Annotated in this window: 22 protein-coding genes; 9 read left to right on the top strand and 13 right to left on the bottom strand. The window is 65.1% G+C overall.

From position 1 onward, the window contains the following. The first annotated feature begins 12 nt into the window (after positions 1 to 12). Positions 13 to 834: an enoyl-CoA hydratase/isomerase family protein gene (locus EDF58_RS02755; protein ID WP_132262465.1), complete on the top strand. Its 822-nt coding sequence runs from the start codon at positions 13 to 15 to the stop codon at positions 832 to 834. A 66-nt stretch (positions 835 to 900) separates the two neighbouring features. On the opposite strand, the gene purQ is transcribed toward EDF58_RS02755, so the two are convergent. Both purQ and purS read right to left on the bottom strand, forming a co-directional pair. Then, positions 901 to 1,578: a phosphoribosylformylglycinamidine synthase subunit PurQ gene (gene purQ, locus EDF58_RS02750; protein WP_132262463.1), complete on the bottom strand. Its 678-nt coding sequence runs from the start codon at positions 1,576 to 1,578 to the stop codon at positions 901 to 903. Then, positions 1,578 to 1,811 (bottom strand): phosphoribosylformylglycinamidine synthase subunit PurS, encoded by a 234-nt coding sequence (gene purS / locus EDF58_RS02745; protein ID WP_132262461.1) that lies wholly within the window; start codon positions 1,809 to 1,811, stop codon positions 1,578 to 1,580. Before purS ends, purQ begins: the two co-directional genes overlap by 1 nt. A gap of 194 nt (positions 1,812 to 2,005) precedes the next feature. Between purS and EDF58_RS02740 the strand changes: the two genes are divergently transcribed. Both EDF58_RS02740 and EDF58_RS02735 read left to right on the top strand, forming a co-directional pair. Then, positions 2,006 to 2,917: an SDR family NAD(P)-dependent oxidoreductase gene (locus tag EDF58_RS02740; protein WP_132262459.1), complete on the top strand. Its 912-nt coding sequence runs from the start codon at positions 2,006 to 2,008 to the stop codon at positions 2,915 to 2,917. Positions 2,918 to 2,991: 74 nt separating this feature from the next. After that, positions 2,992 to 3,621: a DUF4328 domain-containing protein gene (locus tag EDF58_RS02735; protein WP_132262457.1), complete on the top strand. Its 630-nt coding sequence runs from the start codon at positions 2,992 to 2,994 to the stop codon at positions 3,619 to 3,621. Positions 3,622 to 3,650: 29 nt separating this feature from the next. On the opposite strand, the gene EDF58_RS02730 is transcribed toward EDF58_RS02735, so the two are convergent. From EDF58_RS02730 to EDF58_RS02715, 4 genes are read right to left on the bottom strand one after another with little or no spacing between them, the layout of a single operon-like run. Next, positions 3,651 to 4,007 carry a DUF2794 domain-containing protein gene (locus EDF58_RS02730; protein WP_132262455.1) on the bottom strand — a complete coding sequence of 119 codons (357 nt, stop codon included), beginning with the start codon at positions 4,005 to 4,007 and terminating at the stop codon, positions 3,651 to 3,653. A 7-nt stretch (positions 4,008 to 4,014) separates the two neighbouring features. Next, on the bottom strand, positions 4,015 to 4,716 hold the full coding sequence (epsC, locus tag EDF58_RS02725) for a serine O-acetyltransferase EpsC (RefSeq protein WP_132262453.1): 702 nt from the start codon (positions 4,714 to 4,716) through the stop codon (positions 4,015 to 4,017). Between the two features lie 44 nt (positions 4,717 to 4,760). Beyond that, complete coding sequence (locus EDF58_RS02720) at positions 4,761 to 5,402, bottom strand: ATPase (RefSeq protein WP_132262451.1); 642 nt, start codon at positions 5,400 to 5,402, stop codon at positions 4,761 to 4,763. Positions 5,403 to 5,414: 12 nt separating this feature from the next. Continuing rightward, a complete protein-coding gene (locus tag EDF58_RS02715; protein ID WP_132264062.1) occupies positions 5,415 to 6,746 on the bottom strand; it encodes a heavy-metal-associated domain-containing protein in 1,332 nt (443 codons plus the stop codon). Positions 6,747 to 6,961: 215 nt separating this feature from the next. On the opposite strand from EDF58_RS02715, the gene purM reads away from it, so the two are divergent. Beyond that, positions 6,962 to 8,065 carry a phosphoribosylformylglycinamidine cyclo-ligase gene (gene purM, locus EDF58_RS02710; RefSeq protein WP_132262449.1) on the top strand — a complete coding sequence of 368 codons (1,104 nt, stop codon included), beginning with the start codon at positions 6,962 to 6,964 and terminating at the stop codon, positions 8,063 to 8,065. Further along, positions 8,058 to 9,011 (top strand): phosphoribosylglycinamide formyltransferase, encoded by a 954-nt coding sequence (gene purN, locus EDF58_RS02705; protein WP_132262447.1) that lies wholly within the window; start codon positions 8,058 to 8,060, stop codon positions 9,009 to 9,011. Before purM ends, purN begins: the two co-directional genes overlap by 8 nt. A 39-nt stretch (positions 9,012 to 9,050) precedes the next feature. On the opposite strand, the gene EDF58_RS02700 is transcribed toward purN, so the two are convergent. The 5 genes from EDF58_RS02700 to EDF58_RS02680 all read right to left on the bottom strand — a co-directional run bounded on the left by EDF58_RS02700 (position 9,051) and on the right by EDF58_RS02680 (position 12,372). Next, positions 9,051 to 9,317: a DUF465 domain-containing protein gene (locus tag EDF58_RS02700; RefSeq protein WP_132262445.1), complete on the bottom strand. Its 267-nt coding sequence runs from the start codon at positions 9,315 to 9,317 to the stop codon at positions 9,051 to 9,053. A 114-nt stretch (positions 9,318 to 9,431) separates the two neighbouring features. Beyond that, on the bottom strand, positions 9,432 to 9,677 hold the full coding sequence (locus tag EDF58_RS02695) for a hypothetical protein (RefSeq protein ID WP_132262443.1): 246 nt from the start codon (positions 9,675 to 9,677) through the stop codon (positions 9,432 to 9,434). A 185-nt stretch (positions 9,678 to 9,862) separates the two neighbouring features. Beyond that, entirely contained in the window at positions 9,863 to 10,285 is a 423-nt protein-coding gene (gene ndk / locus EDF58_RS02690) for a nucleoside-diphosphate kinase (protein ID WP_132262441.1), read from the bottom strand. A gap of 146 nt (positions 10,286 to 10,431) precedes the next feature. Continuing rightward, complete coding sequence (locus EDF58_RS02685) at positions 10,432 to 10,869, bottom strand: DNA polymerase III subunit chi (protein WP_132262439.1); 438 nt, start codon at positions 10,867 to 10,869, stop codon at positions 10,432 to 10,434. Between the two features lie 39 nt (positions 10,870 to 10,908). After that, positions 10,909 to 12,372 carry a leucyl aminopeptidase gene (locus tag EDF58_RS02680; RefSeq protein WP_132262437.1) on the bottom strand — a complete coding sequence of 488 codons (1,464 nt, stop codon included), beginning with the start codon at positions 12,370 to 12,372 and terminating at the stop codon, positions 10,909 to 10,911. A gap of 94 nt (positions 12,373 to 12,466) precedes the next feature. On the opposite strand from EDF58_RS02680, the gene lptD reads away from it, so the two are divergent. From lptD to rsmA, 4 genes are all read left to right on the top strand, one after another. Next, complete coding sequence (lptD, locus tag EDF58_RS02675; RefSeq protein WP_132262435.1) at positions 12,467 to 14,770, top strand: LPS assembly protein LptD; 2,304 nt, start codon at positions 12,467 to 12,469, stop codon at positions 14,768 to 14,770. Positions 14,771 to 14,946: 176 nt separating this feature from the next. Beyond that, on the top strand, positions 14,947 to 16,296 hold the full coding sequence (locus EDF58_RS02670) for a peptidylprolyl isomerase (protein WP_132262433.1): 1,350 nt from the start codon (positions 14,947 to 14,949) through the stop codon (positions 16,294 to 16,296). Positions 16,297 to 16,316: 20 nt separating this feature from the next. Beyond that, on the top strand, positions 16,317 to 17,348 hold the full coding sequence (gene pdxA, locus EDF58_RS02665; protein ID WP_132262431.1) for a 4-hydroxythreonine-4-phosphate dehydrogenase PdxA: 1,032 nt from the start codon (positions 16,317 to 16,319) through the stop codon (positions 17,346 to 17,348). Further along, positions 17,345 to 18,172 (top strand): 16S rRNA (adenine(1518)-N(6)/adenine(1519)-N(6))-dimethyltransferase RsmA, encoded by an 828-nt coding sequence (gene rsmA / locus EDF58_RS02660; RefSeq protein WP_132262429.1) that lies wholly within the window; start codon positions 17,345 to 17,347, stop codon positions 18,170 to 18,172. Before pdxA ends, rsmA begins: the two co-directional genes overlap by 4 nt. Position 18,173: 1 nt before the next feature. On the opposite strand, the gene EDF58_RS02655 is transcribed toward rsmA, so the two are convergent. Beyond that, positions 18,174 to 18,503, bottom strand: coding sequence for a hypothetical protein (locus tag EDF58_RS02655; RefSeq protein ID WP_165921318.1), 330 nt, complete (start codon positions 18,501 to 18,503; stop codon positions 18,174 to 18,176). Positions 18,504 to 18,690: 187 nt separating this feature from the next. Further along, entirely contained in the window at positions 18,691 to 20,820 is a 2,130-nt protein-coding gene (locus tag EDF58_RS02650) for a malate synthase G (RefSeq protein WP_132262425.1), read from the bottom strand. Between the last annotated feature and the right edge of the window lie 195 nt (positions 20,821 to 21,015).

The raw sequence follows: 21,015 nt of genomic DNA, 5'->3' as shown, positions 1-21,015 counted from the left end.
GAGGTGGAAACCATGACCGACGAAGCACCGCACCTGCTCACCGAAGACGTGGACGGCATCCTGATCGCCACGCTCAACCGGCCTGACAAGCTGAACGCCATCAGCCGGCAGATGATGGACCTCCTGACCGAGGCCGTGCTGCGCTTTCGCGAAACGCCCGAGCTGAAAGTCATGCTCATCCGCTCGGCCGGGCGCTATTTCAGCTCCGGCGCGGACTTGCGCGGCGGCAACCAGAACATCGTCTCGCCCGTCTCCACCGGCGGCAGCGCGCGCGGCATTCGCGAGAACCACCGGCTCAATCTCAACAACATGCAGCAGCTCTGGGACGAGATCGAGCATATCGAGAAGCCCTTCGTCGTCGCACATCACGCGATGTGCGTCGGCGGCGGACTGGAAATGAGCCTCTCGTGCGATTTCCGCCTTGCCGCGAAGAGTGCGGCCTATGCCTTCCCGGAAGGCCTGTTCGGCGTGCTTCCGGCCTCGGGGGGTGTCTCGCGCCTCACCCGCATCTGCGGCCCGCACTGGGCGCGCTGGCTCATCATGGCGAACAAGCCCGCACCCGCCGACATGGCTCTCACAATGGGGCTGGTCCATCAGGTCTATGAAGACGAGACGTTCGAGGCGGACGTCATGGAATTCTGCCGCCACCTGGCCAGGCAGAACCCCGAGCAGATGGGCGCCGCCAAGGTCGCCATCGAACTCAGCGCCGAAGTCGGCCGCGACAGCGCGCGCCACATCGAGCGCATGGCCAACAGCGCGCTGATGCTCAACCCCGATTACATCCGGGGCATGGAAGAATATCTGAAGGGCGTCGGCGGCAAAGCGAAAGCCTGACGCCGAGCGAGCCTATCAGCGGGGACCTTGGGCCATGGCGAACCATGGCCCATCGATCCGGAAGCCTCAGGCCCCGACCATCCCGCGAATGGCGCTTTCGAACAGCGCGCGGCCGTCGGTGCCGCCGTGGATGCTTTCGATCGCACGCTCGGGGTGCGGCATCATGCCCAGCACATTGCCGGCCGCATTGAGCACGCCGGCGATCTGGCGCGCCGAACCGTTGACGTCTTCGGCGTAGCGGAAGGCCACGCGGCCCTCGCCTTCAAGGCGGTCCAGCGTTTCCTCGTCGGCATGGTAGTTGCCGTCGTGATGCGCCACCGGCACGCGAATGTGCTGACCCGCTTCGTATCCCGAAGTGAACAGCGACTGGGCGTTCTCGACCTTGAGCGAGACTTCGCGGCAGACGAAGCGAATGCCCGAATTGCGCAGCAGGGCGCCCGGCAGAAGACCGCTTTCGGTCAACACCTGGAAGCCGTTGCAGACGCCGAACACCGGCACGCCGCGATTGGCAGCCGCGACGACGGCCTGCATCACCGGCGAACGCGACGCGATCGCGCCGCAGCGCAAGTAGTCGCCGTAGGAGAAACCGCCGGGCAGGCCGATGAAATCGAGGTTTTCCGGCAGTTCGGCATCGCCGTGCCAGACGCGGATGCATTCGGTCCCCGAAATCTTCTCCAACGCCACCGCCAGGTCGCGGTCGCAGTTGGAGCCCGGGAACGTGACGACAGCGGAGCGGAAGGCCATCAGGCGACCTTCTCGATGCGGTAGTTCTCGATCACCATGTTGGCGAGGAGCTTCTTGCACATGTCGTCGATGGCTTCGTCGCTGACCGTGTCTGCAACGTCCAGTTCGAAGAGACGGCCGGCACGCACGTCATTGACGCCGGAGAAGCCCAGGCCTTCGAGCGAGTGGTGGATCGCCCGGCCCTGCGGGTCGAGGACACCAGGCTTGAGGCTGACGTGGACGCGGACTTTCATCGCAGGGCCTTTCGCTTATCGGCGCAGATTCGTTTCACAGCGCCTATGGCCCCGGACACGCGCCGGGGCAAGGTTTGAGAGTCGTCCCTGCGAATGCGGCGCCGAGACGCCTTCCACCATGCATTTGGCCATCACGCACTTGGCCGCGAAAGTCGCGATTGATGCGCCTCGCGCAACCTGCCATTTCTTTCTCCATGCAGAAATTCATCTCTTTCGCCGGCCAGGTCGCCGTGGTCACCGGGGCCGGTCACGGACTCGGTCGCGCTTATGCACTGGAACTGGCGCGGCGCGGCGCGAAAGTGGTCGTGAACGATCTCGGCACCGATCGCGGCGGTGCGGGCCATTCCGAGGCCGCCCTTGCCGTGGTCGATGAGATCAAAGCTCTGGGCGGAGAGGCCATGGCCGATGGCGGCGACGTTTCCGACTTCGCCCAGATGGAGGCCCTGGCCGCTCGTACCCGCGAAAACTGGGGCGGCATCCATATCCTCATCAACAATGCCGGCATCCTGCGCGACCGCACGTTTGCGAAGATGGACATGGCGGATTTCGAACGCGTGGTGCGGGTCAACCTGCTCGGCAGCGCCTTTGCCACGAAAGCCGTGTGGGAGATCATGCGGGAGCAGAACTACGGCCGCGTGTTGATGACCACCAGCTCCAGCGGCCTCGGCGGCAATTTCGGCCAGGCGAATTACGGCGCCGCCAAACTCGGCGTGCTCGGCCTGGCGCGGACCTTGCGGATGGAAGGCGCGAAATACGACATCCGGGTCAATTCGCTGGCGCCCACTGCCGGCACGCGCATGACGGCCGATATCTTCCCCGATGAAGCCTATCACGCCTTCCGGCCGGAAGCCGTCGTCCCGGCCGCGCTGTTCCTCGTTTCCAGGGACGCACCCAACGATGCCATCGTTGGCGCCGGCGGCGGCGTGTGCCAGAGCGCCTTCGTCACCATGAACGACGGCGTTCTGCTGCCATCGGAACAGCTGTCCGTGGAGTCGTTCGCCCAGGCCTGGTCCCGCATAGCCGACCGGCGCGGCGACCGAATCCTCGAAACGGGAATGGATCAGGCTCATCACGCCTTGTCGATGCTTCTGAAATCGCAGGATTAAATCCGCGAAAGTCGGTTGACCTCTGGACTGCCTCTTGTACGGCCTCCCCTCTGGATATTCGGGGGGACGATGCCATGCAGGAAGACGAGCTTGAAAGAGGACTGATCTCGCTGCGGAGACGGGAAACCGGCCTCCGCTTTGTCATCGGTGCTTATCTGGCCTGCACCGCGGCGACCCTCATCCTGTGGGGATCCGTCATCGGCCGAGGTCTTGACCAGGAGGGAGAGCATCCGCTCGTTCTGGCAGCCGGCTTCTCGGGACTGGCCTATGCGCTGTGCTTCGTCGCCAGTGTGATCGCTGTCTGCCTCTGGGTCCACCGCGCCCATGCCAATCTGTTGGCCGCCGGGATCGAAGGGCTGGAGTTCAAGCCGAACATGGCGGTGGGCTGGTACTTCATTCCCTTCGCGTTCTGGTTCAAGCCGTTCCAGGCCATGCGCGAACTGTGGAACGCCAGCCATCTCGCCAAAGAAAACCAGCCTGCCAGGACCGAGCGGATGCTGATCGCCTGGTGGTCCTGCTGGGTCCTGGGGAATCTGATCGCCAACGGCAGCACTACCATCGGCGACATCACCAGCCCCATCACCGTACTCGATCTGACAGGCTATGCGTTCCATCTCGTGGCCGGGGCCACGCTGCTGCTGATCGCCAATGCCATCACGAAAGCACAGGCCTCCGAGATGAGCGTGCATCACGCCTTCGCCTGACCCTCAGCAGCGCAAGATCGTTCGAAGGCTCAGTCTTCCACGATCTTGAGCAGCTTGCGCTCCAGCGGGCTGAGAATGCCGGCCAGCTCATGACCGCGCTTGAGCACCTGGCCGGCTTCACCGAACAGCGTCCACATGCCCTGCTTGCTGCGCAGGGACGGCCGCTTTTCGACCCGGGCCTGAGGCCTTTCCGCAGCGCGGCGGAAGGCGGAAAAATTCGCCGCTTCCTTGCCGAAATCCATGGCGTAGTCGCGCCAGATCCCGGCAGCGACCATGCGGCCGTAAAGATCGAGAATACGTTGCAGCTCCAGTCGGTCGAACCCCACCTGAAGCGGAATGCGTCCCGGAAAAGCGACGACGCTTCCGGTCCCGGTAATGGAAGACATCCGCCCGTCAGACACCCTTCACGGCCGGTTCGACTTGCTTTTCCTCTTCGAGGCGGTGCAGCAGCGTGTCCACTTGCGCCCGGAGCGCCGCGACCTGCTCTTCCAGTTCGTCCACTCGCTGGCTGCCCACCGGCTCGCACGGTTCCTTGCAGGGCGTGCCATAAGGCATGAATTCCTTGGCGTAAGTCTCCGCCTTGACGAGCGTGGAGCGCGCCTTGACGCCGATCATGGTCGCACCTTCCGGCACGTCTTCGGTAACGACAGCACTGGCACCCACGCGGGCGCGCTTGCCCACCGTGACCGGACCGATGATCTGTGCGCCGGAGCCGACGATCACATTGTCCAGCAAGGTCGGGTGCCGCTTGCCGCCCTTGCCGTTCGTCGGGTTCGAGCCGCCGAGCGTCACGCACTGGTAGATCGTCACATTGTCGCCGATGATGGCGGTTTCCCCGATCACGGTGAAACCATGATCGATGAAAAAGTTACGGCCGATCGTGGCACCGGGGTGAATGTCGATGGCGGTCAGGAACCGCGAAATGTGGTTCACCACGCGGGCCAGGAAAAACAGGTCCGCCCGGAACAGACGGTGCGCGATCTTGTGGAAGAACAGCGCCCATACGCCCGGATAGAGCAGGACTTCCCAACGCGATCGCGGCGCGGGATCACGCGCGACCACAGAGTCCAGATAGCGGACCAGATTACCCAGCATCGCGCGAATCTCCCATCAATCGGCCCGCAAAGCAAGCCATGAGGTCATGAGGCTTTCGGCTCGTCGCCGTTGAGGTCCATCGTCCACTTCAACTCGGAAAGCGCTTCACGCCAGATCGCCAGGGTCGGCGGCTGCTTGCGCTCCAGACTGAGACGGTCGATGGCGGCGACCAGTTTTTCGACGCCCACATGGCTACGTTCGCAACGCGGTACAAGATAGTCGGTTGCAGAAGGATCCAGAGACAGCCCGCGCATCTGGGCATGGACGTCGATCAATTCGCCCAGCATTTCCGCATCGGGCGCTCCGATTTCCAGTTCCAGCGCCGCGCCGAGCCGCGATCCGAGGTCCGGCAAAGTCACCTGCCAGCGATCCTCGCCCGAACCGCGCCGCCGACTGGAAATGATCAGCAGAGGCCGCGCGCGTTCCTGGGCGCGATTCCAGCTGTGGAAGACGATGTCCTCATCCAGGCGGTCGGCGTCGTCGAGGGCGTCGCCATGGCCCGATTCGACGAACCAGCGCGCCAGCAGCGATTTGCCCGAACGCGGGGGACCGGACAGGATGGCGCTGTGAAACGGCCAGGTGCCCGGCTCCAACAGCGCATCGATCGCCTGTGCGTTGGCATTGCCGACGACAATGCGCGGCGGGCTGTCGCTCGCGGCCGACAGCGGAAGTGCGATCTGCTTCATCACCGGGAGGACCTAGCGCGTGATCCTCAGCGCGCCGCCGCCGCTCGTCACCTTCCAGCCCTGCCCGCGCAGAGCCGAAGCGAGCCGCTCGCCGCCGCCTTCGACGGTCACGCGCATCACTGAAGTGCCGCCGACGGCCAGGCTGACCGTGGCTGCGCCGCGCACGCCCGGCACACCGCGAACCGCCGCGAGCGCCGCATCGACAGCCGCCGCGTCAGGCGAGGCGAACTGTACCGAAACGGTCTCGACCGGGGCCGTGGGCGCCAGCGACGGCACCGCGGCGGGCGCCTCCGTCTGCAACGGAAGAGGCAGCGGCGCGAAGGCGTCTCCGCCCTTGGGCATCAGCTTCTGGCGCAGTTCGGCGAAGGCGCGGTCAAGCACCTGCCCGCTGGTCGTCAGCGTGGCATCGGGTCGCAACTCGCCCCCGGAAAGCGCATCGCGATAGAGGCCGTCCATACGCTGGACCGCCTTGTCCAGCATGGCCGGAAGTTCCTGCTCGCTGGCAGCATCGAGTTCGAACGTGCCGAGGAACGTGTTGTCGGGGCCGTAGCGCGCCGTGAAGGTGCCGTGGATCGGACCACCGGGCCATTGCCGTTCGAGCCGGGCATAGGGCACCAGCACATCGGCAGCGTCGAACTGGTTGAGAACATTGCGCCACCACAGACGGCTGCGGCGCGATGCCTGCCCCGCCGTGAGGATCAGCGATTCTCCGCCCGCGCCCACCGGGCGGACGTAATCGATGGGGCTCTGCGAAGCCTGGAATTCGGCCCAGGCACGCTGCCAGGGGCCGCGCACCTCGAATACCTGCTGCACGCCGCCCGAATAGAGCACGGGAAGCACCAGCATCGGCGCCGAACGGATCGTCGCCCCGCCCGCGCCGACATATTGTCCTGCGCGCGCCTTGCTGAAGATGACGCCCAGCGTCGCTATGTAGCGCCGCGGGCCGACCTGTTCCTGGCCGATGACGACCGAGGAAACCATGGCGTCGATCGATTCGACCGGCATGTCCGGTCCGCCGAGCTTCTTCCAGGCTTCCTTCTCGGCCTGCTTCCAGCCTTCCAGGCGCGCATCCGCACCGGTCTTGGCGGTAACGTCGACCTTGATGCCGTTGACCTGGATGTCTTCGGAGTTGGCGAGCGGAGCGATGCCGCGATCGCCCTCCACTTGCGCCACGAGTCGATAGCCGCCCACCGCGCCCGCAGCGAGAATCGCGGCACCGCCGGCCATGAGGGCCATACGGCGCACCGAACCGTCGCCGGAGCCGCACGAACGGGTCAAGGCCAGGCCCCAGGTGAGGCCCTTGCCGGCCACGCGCCGGATATTATGGGAAAACGCTATCGCCATCATCAAACCGATGGGCCTTTTGCCCAAACCGATCCGGAAAACCAAGTCGTAATCCGAAGGCTCGCACAGTTGTATTGCCGAGCGATGCGCAAATTGGCGGAAGCCTGCCGACAAAGGCCGTCAAAGAATGCGGGAGACAAAGTTTCCGCCCGATTTGTTGCCCGGATTCGCGCCTCGGGCGTGACAGCAGGGCGTTTGCGCACTATGCGCGCGCAATGTCCGACGATAACACCCCGAAGAGCTATTCCTACGAGCAGGCCGGCGTCTCCATCGCCGCCGGCAACGCGCTGGTGAAGGCCATCGCCCCGCTCGCGAAATCCACCGCGCGCCCCGGCGCCGATGCGGAGCTGGGAGGCTTCGGCGGTTTCTTCGATCCGCGCGCGGCCGGCTACAAGGACCCGCTGCTGGTCGCCGCCAACGACGGCGTGGGCACCAAGGTCAAGCTCGCCATCGATCATGATCGCCACGACCACATCGGTATCGACCTTGTCGCCATGTGCGTGAACGACCTTATCGTCCAGGGCGCGGAGCCCCTGTTCTTCCTCGACTATTTTGCCACCGGAAAGCTGGAGAACGGCGTCGCCGAGCGCGTCGTGGCCGGTATTGCCGACGGTTGCCGCATCTCCGGCTGCGCCCTGATCGGCGGCGAGACCGCGGAAATGCCGGGCATGTATGCCGCCGGCGACTACGATCTTGCCGGCTTCTGCGTCGGCGCCGTGGAGCGCGGCGAGCAGCTGAACGGAGACAAGGTAGCCGATGGCGACGTGCTGCTGGGCCTGGCTTCCTCGGGCGTGCACTCGAACGGTTACTCGCTGGTCCGCCGCCTGGCCGAGGACAAGGGCTGGAAGCTCGACCGTCCGGCGCTGTTCGATTCGGACACGCTGCTGATCGACGCGCTGATCGCGCCTACGCGCATCTACGTTAAGAGCCTGCTGCCCTTCATTCGCTCGGGCCGCATCAACGCCCTTGCCCACATCACCGGCGGCGGCCTGCTTGAGAACATCCCGCGCGTCCTGCCCAAGGGTCTCCATGCCCGCATCGATGCCGGTGCCTGGGAGCAGCCGCGCCTGATGTCCTTCCTCCAGGCCCAGGGCCATATCGAGCCGGCAGAAATGGCTCGCACCTTCAACTGCGGCATCGGCATGGTTCTGGCCGTGCCGGCCGAGGAAGCCGCCGCGCTCAAGACCGAACTGGAAGCCGCCGGCGAAACCGTCTTCGTCATCGGCATCATCGAGGAAGGCGACAAGGGCTGCACCGTGCAGGGCGCCGCCGAAGTCTGGTCCGCGCGCGAGGACTGGGAGGCCGTCCATCTTGCCTGAGAAGGCAAAGGTCGCCGTCCTGATATCGGGCAGCGGCACCAATATGGCCGCCCTGCTCTATGCCAGCCGCGCCGAGGACTGTCCCTACGAGATCGTCCTCGTCGCCAGCAACAGGCCGGATGCGGGCGGCCTCGCCCTGGCAGCGGCCGAGGGCGTCGCCACTTTCGCGCTGAGCCACAAGGGTCTCAGCCGCGACGAACATGACGCAGCGATGGACGCGGCGATCCGCGAATCCGGCGCCCAATGGGTCGCACTCGCGGGCTACATGCGCATCCTCACCGAGGGATTCGTGGGCCGGTGGAGCGGCCGGATGGTCAATATCCACCCCTCGCTCCTGCCGAAATACACCGGCCTCCACACCCACCAGCGCGCCATCGAGGCGGGGGACAGCCATGGCGGAGTCAGCGTCCACCTGGTCATTCCCGAGCTGGACGAAGGCCCGATCCTAGGCCAGATTCCGGTCGCGATCGTTCCGGGCGACACGGCAGAGGCGCTCGCCTCCCGTGTGCTGATCGCGGAACACCAACTCTACTCGCGTTGCCTGGCCGCTCTGGTCGTGCGCGAATCGAGCCCGGAATGGCTGCTCGAACGCATTCGCGAACGCGCCATGGCCCTGCCCGAAGCCGATGAGATCCAGAGCCATGGCATGCCCTGCTTCGGCGTGATCAAGGGCAAGAAGTTCGCTTACTTTACGTCGAATCACCACGCCGACGGGCGCACGGGGCTGTTGGTGAAGATCAGCGGTCCCGACGAACAGGCGATGCTGATCGAGGGGGACGAAGACCGCTATTTCCGCCCGGCCTATTTCGGCGACGGCTGGATCGGCATCCGCCTGGACCTTGGCCAGAACGACTGGGATGCCATCGGCGGATGGCTGGCGCGTTCCTGGCGGGCGATCGCACCGAAGAAACTGACCGCCCTGATCGACGCGGCCGACCAGTTCTGATCCTTCGAAGGCTCCGGCAAGAGCCGCTGCGACCTGAACTCAGGCGCCCACCGCCCCTGCATCGCGGATCATCCGGCCAAGCTGGTCGAGCAGACAGAGGCGCTCCTTCTTGAGTTCCTCCAGCCGCATGTCCGACGCGGCCTCGACCTCCGATTCGACGCGCTGGATCGCGCCGTTCACTTCGTCATAGCGGTCGGCAAGCACGGCAAAGTGCCCGCGGGTCGCCTTGAGATGGCGCAGGATCTCGAGATCGTCCGGAAACTCGGAGGCAAGATCGTGGGGCTTGTGACCATGGACCTGTGACATCGGCTCTCCTCTTGATTCGAAACGAATGAAGGCGTGTTCCTGACCTAGTCTCCCTCGTCCGAACCCGTCTTGCGCCAGATCAAGGCAGCGGCGGCCCCTCGGAATTCGGGTTCATCAGATTTCGGAATAGTCGACTTGCGGCCGGCTTTCGCGCGTGCCCCGGTAACGCTTCTCGGGTTCCTGAGGATCCCCCGCGATCAGAACATAATCGTCATGGACTTCGATCAGCGTGCCGACGAAAGGAAACCCTTCGAGACTGCCGCCCACGCGGTAGCTCACGGTGTCGCCCACCTTGAAGGTCTTCTCGTCGAAATTGAACTCGAACGGACAGACTTCGCCCGTATCGCCCATGCCCTGCATGTCTGCTCTCCTCTTCCGTGCGGCAATCTAGCGCAGAAGCGGAATAGGCCAAATCGAAAAGCACAAACCTCCGCCGCTGGTGCGATTGCGACCGGGAACCTTGGTTTTCTGGCGGTTCGGCAAGCCCGAAACAAAAAGGCCGCCCTTTTGGGGCGGCCTTTTCAATGTCAATCGAAGCGCGTGCTTCAGCCGACGAGTTCTTCCGGCTTGAAGAAGTAGGCGATCTCGATCGCGGCGTTCTCGTCCGAGTCCGAACCGTGGACCGAGTTGGCTTCGATCGATTCGGCGAAGGTCTTGCGGATGGTGCCCTCGGCAGCGTCGGCCGGATTGGTGGCGCCCATCACGTCGCGGTTGCGCTTCACGGCGTCTTCACCTTCGAGCGCCTGCACGACCACGGGACCCGAGATCATGAACGAGACGAGGTCGTTGAAGAAGGGACGTTCCTTGTGGACGGCGTAGAAGCCTTCAGCCTGTTCCTGCGTCATCTGGATGCGCTTGGAGGCGACGACGCGCAGGCCGGCTTCCTCGAGCATCTTGGTCACGCCGCCGGTCAGGTTGCGGCGGGTGGCGTCGGGCTTGATGATCGAAAAGGTGCGGGTAACCGCCATGGGATGTTCCTTGCAAACTGTAGGGCGAAAAGGGTTATGGTTCTTGCGCGCGCCACTAGCCGGGAACCGGCTTCATCGCAAGGTGCAGGCGATTAACTTACGGTCGTTCCGGATCAACTTCGGCGCGAGAGCCTATCGGCTCGGGATCACCCCGCCTGGACCCAGCGGCCGCCGTCCTGCTTCCAGTAATAGTGCTCGACGCCTTCTCTGCCGCGCAGTGCGCGCCAGGTGTCGCGCGCGTGCTGGAGCGTCGATTCGTCGAACAGGAAGAAGGTGCGCTCGAAAGCCTCGTCCCCTTCCCGCCACTGGCCATCGGCAATGGCCATGAACCTGGCGCCATTGGCCGGTTCGGGCGCGTCGGAAATGAGGATCGGCTGCCGATCCTCGCTGCCGTCGCCCGCGAAGCCGTTGGCCAGGAAACTCTCCGGCCCGGCCGACCAGAGCGCCTGGCAGATCCGCTGGCGCTGGCCGAGGTCGGCGGAAACGACGAGCAGACGCTCGCCATTCCCCGCCACCTTGCCGGCGATCAGCGCAAGCGCGCTTTCTGCGGGGTCACGACTGAGCTGGTAGAAATCCACGCGCATCGCCGTGTCCCCGCCTTTGCCTTACGCTTCGCCTTTGCCTTACGCTTCGAGGGTGTCGCGAACGAAACGGTCGAGCAGGCGGACGCCGAAGCCCGAAGCGCCCTTGTCCCAGGTCGCGCCCGGCTTGTCGGTCCAGACGGTGCCGGCAATGTCGAGGTGGGCCCAGGGGGTGTCGTTCTCGATGAAGCGCAGCAGGAACTGCGCCGCCGTGATCGAGCCGCCGAAGCGCGGGCCGACGTTCTTGATGTCGGCGATCGGGCTGTCGATCATCTTGTCGTAGTTCGGGCCCATCGGCATGCGCCACAGGCGGTCACCCGAAGCGTCGCCCGCTGCGTTGAGCTGGCCGGCGAGTTCGTCGTTGTTCGAGAAAAGGCCCGCATATTCATGCGCCAGCGACAGGATGATGGCGCCGGTCAGCGTGGCGAGATCGACGACCTTGGCCGGCTTGTATTCGCGCTGCACCCAAGTGAGCGCATCGCAGAGAACCAGGCGGCCCTCGGCGTCGGTGTTGATCACTTCGATGGTCTGGCCCGAGAGCGAGGTGACGACGTCACCGGGGCGCTGGGCATTGCCGTCGGGCATGTTTTCCACAAGGCCGCAGACGCCGACCACATTGGCCTTGGCCTTGCGCAGCGCGAGCGCGAGCATGGTGCCGGCCACCGCACCGGCGCCGCCCATGTCCCACTTCATGTCTTCCATGCCGGCTGCCGGCTTGATCGAGATGCCGCCGGTGTCGAACGTCACGCCCTTGCCGACGAAAGCCACGGGCGCTTCACCCGCGGTTCCGCCCAGCCACTCCAGCACGAGCAGGCGCGCGGGACGCACCGAGCCCTGGGCCACGCCGAGAAGCGAACCCATGCCGAGGTCGGCCATTTCCTTCTCGTCGAGCACGCGGACCTTGAGGCCGCTGCCTGCATACTTCGCCTCGCAGCGCGCGACGAAGGATTCGGGATAGATCACGTTGGCGGGCTCGGTCACCAATTCGCGCGTGAACGACACGCCGGCGACGATCGCCTGCTCGACCGCCCAGACCGCCTCGGTGCCTTCCGGCGCGCCGATCACGGCGATGTCCACGAGGCTGGGCTTGGCATCGTCGGCCAGCTTGGTGCGGTAAGTGTCGAGACGCCATCCGCGCAGCACCGCGCCAAGCAGCGCACCGGCCGCTTCTTCGGCCGAAAGGCCCGCGCCGGTCAGGTCCAGGGTCAGCGCCGTCTCGCCCGAGGTCAGGTACTTGCCGACGACAGCCGCACCGGCGCGCTCCACGGCGCCCTTGCGGTCTTTCGCATCGGCCGCGCCGATACCGGCCAGCACCGCGCGCACGACTTTGCCGTCACGCTCTACGAAGCCTTCGAACACCTGTCCGGCCTTGCCGGCGAAACGCGATGCCTTGGCGCCTTCGGCAAGGACCTGCTCGATGTCGGCGGGAATCGAATCCTGATTCACGAAGCGGGCGACGAGACGCGCCGGGGCGGCTGCAGCAGCGTCAAGGAACTGGATATTCATGGGATCTCCTGAATCACGTGGGCGAGCGCCGATGTTGTGCGCTTCGCCGCAACAGCGGATTGCAGTTAGGCACAGGCGGTGCGATAGGCAAGTGATGCTCCCTGCCGTGCCGACCCTGCTGCAAGCCCCCATTCGCCGCTTGCGACCCGTTTCGCTGAGCGTCATGGCCCTCGGAATCGCCGCCTTCGGCCCGCCTTCGCTTGCCGGGGCGCAGGACGTTTCGCGCCCCGTGGACACCGGGCCGATCGAAGGCGCCCCTGCCGCGCCCCCGGCGTCGACGGACGACAACGTGCCGATCGCCTTCGAGGCGGACACTGTCGAATACGACCAGAACGACGAATTCGTGACGGCGACAGGCAATGTCGTGCTGCGCAAGGACCGGCAGTCCGTTCGCGCCGACAAAGTCACCTGGAACCGCAAGACCGGCCAGATCATCGGCAACGGCAACGTTCGCATGGTCGATCAGGACGGCAACCAGCTCTATACCGAAAGCGTCGAGCTGACCGACGAGCTCAAGACCGGCATGATGGAGAACCTGCTGCTGGTCATGCGCCAGGGTGGCCGCCTCGCCGCCAGCAAGGGCGAGCGCATTGCCAACGGCGACGTCGTCCTCCAGCATGCGGCCTATACCGGCTGCGCCGTCGAGAACGACGAAGGCTGCCCCAAGAAACCGACATGGCGCGTGGTCGCCAAGACGGTGGTCTATAGCGAGACCCAGAATCGCGTCCGCTTCAGCGATGCCCGGCTCGAACTGTTTGGCCTCGTCCAGCTTCCGCTGCTGGGCCTTTCCGTCAGCACCAACGGCGGCGCGGTCTCGGGCTTCCTGGTGCCCGACTTGCGGTCGAGCCCGTCGAACGGCATCGAAGTCGCGCAGTCCTATTACTGGAAACTTGCGGAAAACCGCGATCTCACCGGCTCGCTCCACGCCTATACCAAGGCAGCGCCGATGGCCTCGTTCCAGTACCGCGCGCTGACCGACATCGGCGCCTACCAGATCACCGGCTATGCGACTTCCAGCAATCGCATCCCGATCAACAGCAGCAATCCGGATCCCAACCGCGAACGCGCCTTCCGCGGCTATATCTTTGCCAACGGCAAGTTCCAGCTCGACGAGAACTGGAGCATCACCGCCTCGATCCGCCGCGCCACCGACCGCACATTCGTGCGCCGCTACGACATTTCGCGCGACGACCGCCTGCGCTCCTCGATCGAGGTCGAGCGGATCGACCAGGACAGCTACTTCTCGTTCTCGGGCTATGCGACGCAGACCCTGCAGTCTAGCCGCGACCAGGGGCAGATCCCGGTCGCCTTCCCGGTGCTCGACTATCGCCATCGCTTCGACGAATCGCTGCTGGGCGGCAAGATCGAGACCCAGGTCAACACCCTGGGGATCACCCGCGTCGACGGACAGGACACCCAGCGCGCCTTCGCCAGCACCCAGTGGTCGCTGCGCAAGCTGACGGGCATGGGCCAGGAAGTGACCTTGACCGGGCTCGTGCGCGGCGACGTCTACCACTCGGACGAAAACGAACTGTCCACAACCGCGCTCTATCGCGGCCAATCGGGTTGGGAAGGCCGCGGCATCGCGCTGGCGGCGGTCGACGTGAAGTGGCCGCTGGTCGGGCAGGTCTTCGGCGGCAGCCAGGTGCTGACCCCTCGCGTCCAGCTCGTCGCCACGCCCAGGATCAAGAACCTCGCGATCCCGAACGAGGATTCGCGGGCGATCGAACTGGAAGATTCCAACCTCTTCGCGCTCAATCGCTTCCCCGGCTACGATCGGTTCGAGGATGGCGTGCGCTTCACCTACGGTTTCGACTGGATGTTCGAGCGCCCCCGCTGGCGCATCAAGTCCACGATCGGCCAGTCGATCCGCCTCAGCAACAAGCCCTCGATCCTGCCCGACGGCACCGGCCTTGCCAGCAAGACCTCGGACATCGTCGGCCGCACCGAAGTGCGCTATCGCAATTTCTTCAACATCATCCACCGCTACCGTGTCGACAAGGACACGCTGGCGGTACGCCGCAACGAGTTCGACATCTCTCTGGGCAACAACCAGACCTACCTCGAACTCGGCTATACCAAGCTGAACCGCGACATCTCGATGGACATCGAGGATTTGAAGGATCGCGAGGAAGTGCGCGCGGCCGGACGCGTGGCCTTTGCCAATTACTGGTCCGTGTTCGGGTCGGCTTCGGTCAACCTGACCGACCAGAACGAGGATCCGATCTACGGTTCGGACGGGTTCCAGCCCCTGCGCTCGCGCCTGGGCATGGCCTACGAAGACGACTGCCTCCAGATTTCGTTCACCTGGCGGCGGGACTACGTGACCTTCGGCGATGCGCGGAAGGGCAACTCATTCCAGCTGGGCTTCGCGCTCAAGAACATCGGCGCCTGGTAAAATCGGTCATGGCTGAGGAGCACAGGCGCGGGCGTTGGCACCGCGGACCAAAGCGGCTATCGGACGTGCTCAGTTTCGGTTAAGCCGCGTGCCGACATAGGGCCGGGAAGCTCCCTCGGCGAATTCTCCATCGAGCGGCATCGGCCGGACGGGTCGAATACGGGATACAGGTCAAGGTGAAAGCAATCCAACGCAACAAGTTCATCAAGCGCGCGGCTCTTGCCTGCGGCGCCGTGGCGGCGACGCTTTCGGCCCACGCTGCTTTCGCCCAGTCCGCCCCCCAGGGCGAGATCGTCATTCCTGACGATGTGAAGATCTTCGGTAACGACAATCCCAACCTGCGCCGCGCGACGGCGGTGGTAAACGGCTCGGTCATCACCGGTACCGACGTCGACCAGCGCCTCGCCCTGATCCTTGCCGCCAACCAGGGCAAGATCAGCGAGGAAGAACAGAAGCGCCTGCGCCTTCAGGTGCTGCGCAACCTGATCGACGAAACGCTGCAGATCCAGGAAGCCAAGGCTGTCGAAGTCTCGGTGGACGATGCCGAGGTAGACCAGTCCTACGCCCGCGTCGCTTCGCAGAACTTCAACCAGAACACCCAGGCGATGGACGCCTATCTCAAGCGCGTCGGCTCCTCGCCGGATTCGCTGAAGCGCCAGATCCGCGGCGAACTTTCGTGGCAGCGCCTGCTTCAGCGCAATGTGCAACCGTTCATCAACGTCTCCGACGACGAAGTGAACGAAGTGATCGACCGCCTCAAGGCGTCGAAGGGCACCGAGGAATACCGTCTGGGCGAGATCTACCTCGCCGCCACACCGGAATCGCAGCAGCAGGTGGCAACCAACGCCAACCAGATCATGCAGCAGCTGCGCCAGGGCGGCAGCTTCGTGGCCTATGCCCGCCAGTACTCGCAGGCATCGACCGCTTCGGTCGGCGGCGATCTCGGCTGGGTGCGCCTCGGCCAGCTTCCGAGCGAAGTCTCGGAAGCGGTGCGCGACATGCAGGCGGGTCAGCTTGCCGGTCCGATCGAGATTCCGGGCGGCTTCGACATCGTCTACCTGATCGACAAGCGCCAGGTCCTCACCGCCGATCCGCGCGATGCCGTGCTGGCGCTCAAGCAGATCTCGCTGGAATTCCCCAAGGGTATCAGCGAAGCGCAGGCCAATGCCAAGGCCGAGAATTTCGCCAAGACCATCAAGACGGCCAAAGGCTGCGGCGATGTGGAAAAGGTTGCCGCCACCATCGGCGCGCAGGTCGTTGCCAACGACCAGGTGAAGGCCCGCGATCTGCCCGGCCCGATCCAGTCCTCGATCCTGACCCTGTCGCCCGGCGAGACCCTGCCGCCCTTCGGCTCGCTTGCCGAGGGCGTGCGCATCCTGATGCTCTGCGGCCGCGACGATCCGCAAGTCGAATCCGGCCCGAACTTCGAGCAGGTCATGGCGCAGATGGAAGACGACCGCGTCAACAAGCGCGCGCAGATGTACTTGCGCGACCTTCGCCGCGATGCGGTGATCGAATACAACTGACGAACAAGGGGGCGGCACCGATGGCGGCCAATACCAACGGCGCGCCGCCCCTCGCGGTTTCGCTGGGAGACCCGGCAGGAGTCGGACCGGAGCTTTTTGCCCAGGCCTGGGCGGATCGGCACGAAGCAGGATTGTCGCCGTTCTTCGCGGTCGGCGGCGCCGAAGTGCTCAAGGCGGCCGCGCGGAGCCGGGGCTTCGAACTGCCCATAGCCCGCATTGCCAGCGCCGATGAAGCCGCCGCCGTGTTCGGTGCCGCATTGCCGGTTCTGGGCGACGAGGATACGGCCGCCGTGTTCGGCCAGCCCGATCGAAACGGCGCGGCCCTCGCCCTCCATTCATTGACCCGCGCCACGCAGCTCGCCCTTGCGGGCGAGGCCGGCGCCGTCGTCACGGGGCCTATCGCCAAGTCGAAACTTGCGGAAATCGGCTTTTCGCAGCCCGGCCAAACCGAATTTCTCGCCGATGCCTGCGGCGTTGCCCATGGCGATGCCGTGATGATGCTGGCCGGCCCGAACTTGCGCACCGTGCCGCTGACCGTGCACGTCGCCCTTTCGCAAGTACCCGCGCTGGTCACGCGCGCCTTGATCGAGAGCAAGGCCCGCATCGTCGCGCAGGCGCTTCGCCGCGACTTCGGGCTATCGCCGGCCCGCCTCGCCATCACCGGTCTCAATCCCCACGCCGGGGAAGACGGCCGCATGGGCCGGGAAGAAATCGAGACGATTGCCCCCGCCATCGCCGCGCTCGCCGCCGAGGGGCTGGTCGTAACCGGCCCGCACCCCGCCGACGCCCTGTTCGCTGCGCATGAGCGCGGCAAATTCGACGTGGCGCTCTGCATGTATCACGACCAGGCCCTGGTGCCGATCAAGACGCTGGACTTCGATGCCGGCGTCAACGTCACGCTGGGTCTGCCGATCGTACGAACCTCACCCGATCACGGGACGGCCTTCGGCATCGCCGGGCAGGCCGTGGCCAGTGCCGGAGCCACTATCGCCGCCCTTCGCATGGCCGGGGAATGCGCCGCGCGCAGGCGCCTACCGGAGACCACTGCATGACTGCCGAACTGCCTCCCCTGCGCGAGGTCATCGCCAAGCACGGCCTTTCGGCCTCCAAGGCGCTCGGACAGAATTTCCTGTTCGACGAGCAGTTGCTCGATCGGATCGCCGCCATTCCCGGCGGGCTCGAGGGCCGGAAAGTCCTGGAAGTCGGCCCCGGCCCCGGCGGCCTGACGCGCGCCCTGCTGCGCGCCGGCGCTGAAGTGACCGCGATCGAAATGGACCGTCGCTGCCTTCCCGCCCTGGCGGAAGTGGAAGCGGCCTTCCCGGGCAAACTGAAGGTCATAGAGGGCGACGCCACGAAGTTCGCGCCCGCCGACTTGTTCGACGGGCCTTATGCGGTGGTGGCCAACTTGCCCTACAATGTCGGCACCGCGCTGTTCATCGGCTGGCTTTCGGGTCAGGCCTGGCCGCCTCAGTGGTCCTCGCTGACCCTCATGTTCCAGGAGGAAGTCGCCCGCCGCATCGTCGCGGAGCCGGATACTTCGGCTTATGGGCGCCTGGCGGTCCTGGCGCAGTGGCGCGCGAAACCGAAGCTGGCGATGAAAGTTCATCGCAGCGCTTTCACGCCGCCGCCCAAGGTGATGTCCGCGATCGTCCATGTCGTTCCCGGCGAGGCGCCCGAGGGCGTTTCGATGCGGGTGCTGGAGCGCGTCACGGAAGCCGCATTCGGCCAGCGCCGCAAGATGCTGCGTCAGAGCCTGAAAGGCGTGATCGGCGCGCTGGATGCCCTGGAACGGCTCGGTATCGATCCGCAACGGCGTGCCGAGACGTTATCGGTGGCGGAATTCGTCAGCATAGCGCGGGAACTGACGCCGAACTGATCTAGCGTTCGGCGTCGCTCGAACCGGGGTTCCCCGTTTTGGAGAGAACCGCACCCGCCTGCGCCTGTTCGGGCTCGGCGGCGCCGAGACCCGGCTTCACAAGCTGGGCTACCACCCAAATCGCAACAGCCGCACCAAGCGTCATCAGTATCAGCTGAACGAGGCGACCTGCCAGTCGTCCATCGGACGCCAGCGCCCCGGCCAAGCCCTGATCGCGCGGAAAGCGCAGGGCTTCGACCGCCAGCGCCACCGGCAAGGGTTCATCGTTGCCATTGGCATGGGATGCCGAACGTGCGGCTTCCCGCCCAGCGCGCGCTGCATCGAGATGCACGACGCTGGATGGGTCGCTCTGTGCGGCGGTGTTACCTTCATCCGGCACACCGCTTGACGGTGTGCCGGGTATAGCGTGCCCGTGGGCACGGTCGATTCTATGTCTCTTCAACGCCGGGCCCCCCTAGCGAACAATCCTTTGAATAGTGCTTTGGGGCCGATAGATCAAATTAAAGTTAATGCGAGAGTCAGACTTCTGCAAAAAGTTGCAGGCGGACGGCGTCCTTCTTTTTACGGCGCCAGGCATGGAGCAAGGGCTCGGTATAGCCGTTGGGCTGCTCCACGCCCTTGAACACCAGATCGCAGGCCGCGAGGAAGGCGAATGAGCCTTCCCAGTTGCCGGCCATGGGCTCGTAGAGCGGGTCGCCCGCATTCTGGGCGTCGACCTTGGCCGCCATGCGGCGCAGCGAATCCATCACTTGCTCGGCCGAGCAGACGCCGTGAAACAACCAGTTCGCCATGTGCTGGCTGGATATGCGCAACGTGGCGCGGTCCTCCATCAGCCCGACATCGTCGAGGTCGGGAACCTTAGAGCAGCCCACGCCCTGGTCGATCCAGCGAACGACATAGCCGAGCAGACCCTGGGCATTGTTGTCCAGTTCGTCCCGCACTTCCTCTTCGGACCAGTTGGCTCCGTCCGCGAGTGGAACCTGGAGCAGCAGGTCAAGGCTCGGGATCGCGGCCCCTGCCATCTCCTCGCGCAAGCCGAAGACGTCGACCTCGTGATAGTGCATGGCATGAAGCGTGGCAGCCGTGGGGGACGGAACCCAGGCCGTGTTCGCGCCCGTCCGGGGATGGGCGATCTTCTGCTCCAGCATGTCGCGCATCCGGTCCGGCGCGGCCCACATGCCCTTGCCGATCTGGGCAATGCCGGAAAGGCCATGCCGCAGACCGATGGCGACATTGCGCCGTTCATAAGCCGCAATCCACTCGGAGCCCTTGATCGCATTCTTGCGGATCATCGGCCCTGCCCGCATCGAGGTGTGGATCTCGTCCCCGGTGCGATCGAGGAAGCCGGTATTGATGAAGACGATGCGATCTTTCACAGCTTCGATGCAGGCCGCCAGATTGGCGGAAGTGCGCCGTTCCTCATCCATCACGCCGACTTTCACCGTGTAGCGCGGCAGGTCCAGCAAGTCCTCGACGGCATCGAACAGGTCGTTGGTGAAGGCGCATTCCTCCGGGCCGTGCATCTTCGGCTTGACGATGTAGATCGACCGCTCGCGGCTATTGCCGAAGCGCGTCAAACCCTTGACGTCCTGCGCCGAGATCGCGCTGGTCAGGACGGCATCCATGATCCCTTCCGGTATCTCCGAACCATCGGGCAGCAGGATCGCCGGGTTGGTCATGAGATGGCCGACGTTGCGGACGAACAGCAGGCTGCGCCCCGGCAGTGCCAGCACGTCGCCGGAAGGCGTGGTGACGGTCCGGTCTCCGGCGAGTTCGCGGGTGCGGGTTTCGCCGCCCTTCTCGAACGTTTCCGTCAGGTCGCCGCGAATCACGCCGAGCCAGTTCGTGTAAGCGGCGAGCTTATCCTCCGCGTCCACTGCGGCGACGGAATCTTCCAGATCGACGATCGTGGTCAGTGCCGCTTCCAGCACGATATCGGCAATGCCCATCCGATCCGCGAGCCCGACCTGGCTGGCCGGATCGACGACAATCTCGATGCCAAGCCCGTTCGAGCGGTATAGGCGTCCCGCCTGTGTCACGCCCACATATTGGCCGGGGTCGGCAAGCGAGGCGTCGAGACTGTCGAGATCGCTCCAACTTCCGGCGGAGAGCGGCAGGGCCTTGTCGAGGAAACTGCGGCCCTGCGCGATCACGGCGGCGCCGCGAACCGGGTCGTAGCCCGTGCTCTGCGCCTGCGCAGCGTCGAGTGCGTCCGTCCCATAGAGCGCGTCATAGAGGCTGCCCCACCGCGCATTGGCAGCATTGAGCAGGAAGCGCGCGTTGAGCGCCGGGACGACAAGCTGCGGTCCGGCCATCGTCGCGATTTCGGGATCGACGCCGCGCGTGCCAATGGAAAACGGGTCCGGTTCCGGCACGAGGTAGCCGATTTCCCGCAGGAAATCCTGGTATTCGGCCTGATCGATGGGCTTTCCCGCGCGCTGGAGATGCCAGGCGTCGATGCTCGCCTGCAAAGCGTCGCGCTGCTTGAGCAGAGCCTTGTTGCGCGGTGCCAGGTTTGCGAGCAGCGCTGCAAATCCAGGCCAGAAGGCGGCTGCGTCCTGCCCGATCGGTGGCAGCACCCGGTCCTCCACGAAACGCGCCAGTGCGGCGTCGACCCGAAGGCCCGAGCGATCAACTCTGTCCGTCATTTTTCCTCGCATTCCCTGCACGCAGACCCATTCGGGCGTGCGGCGACCGTGACATCTGTTCAAGACTGTCCTGGGGAGGATCGGCCATTCTATGCCTCATCGCAAATGCCTTGGCAATCGCGAACGCGGTTTCGCAAGGAAGCTCCGTTACGGTCCCAAAGTGGTACCACGTCGGATCAGCTTACACCTTGCGTC

This window comes from Novosphingobium sp. PhB57, assembly GCF_004342985.1.
GTDB lineage: Bacteria > Pseudomonadota > Alphaproteobacteria > Sphingomonadales > Sphingomonadaceae > Novosphingobium.
This window is presented reverse-complemented; position numbering and strand designations above follow the sequence as displayed.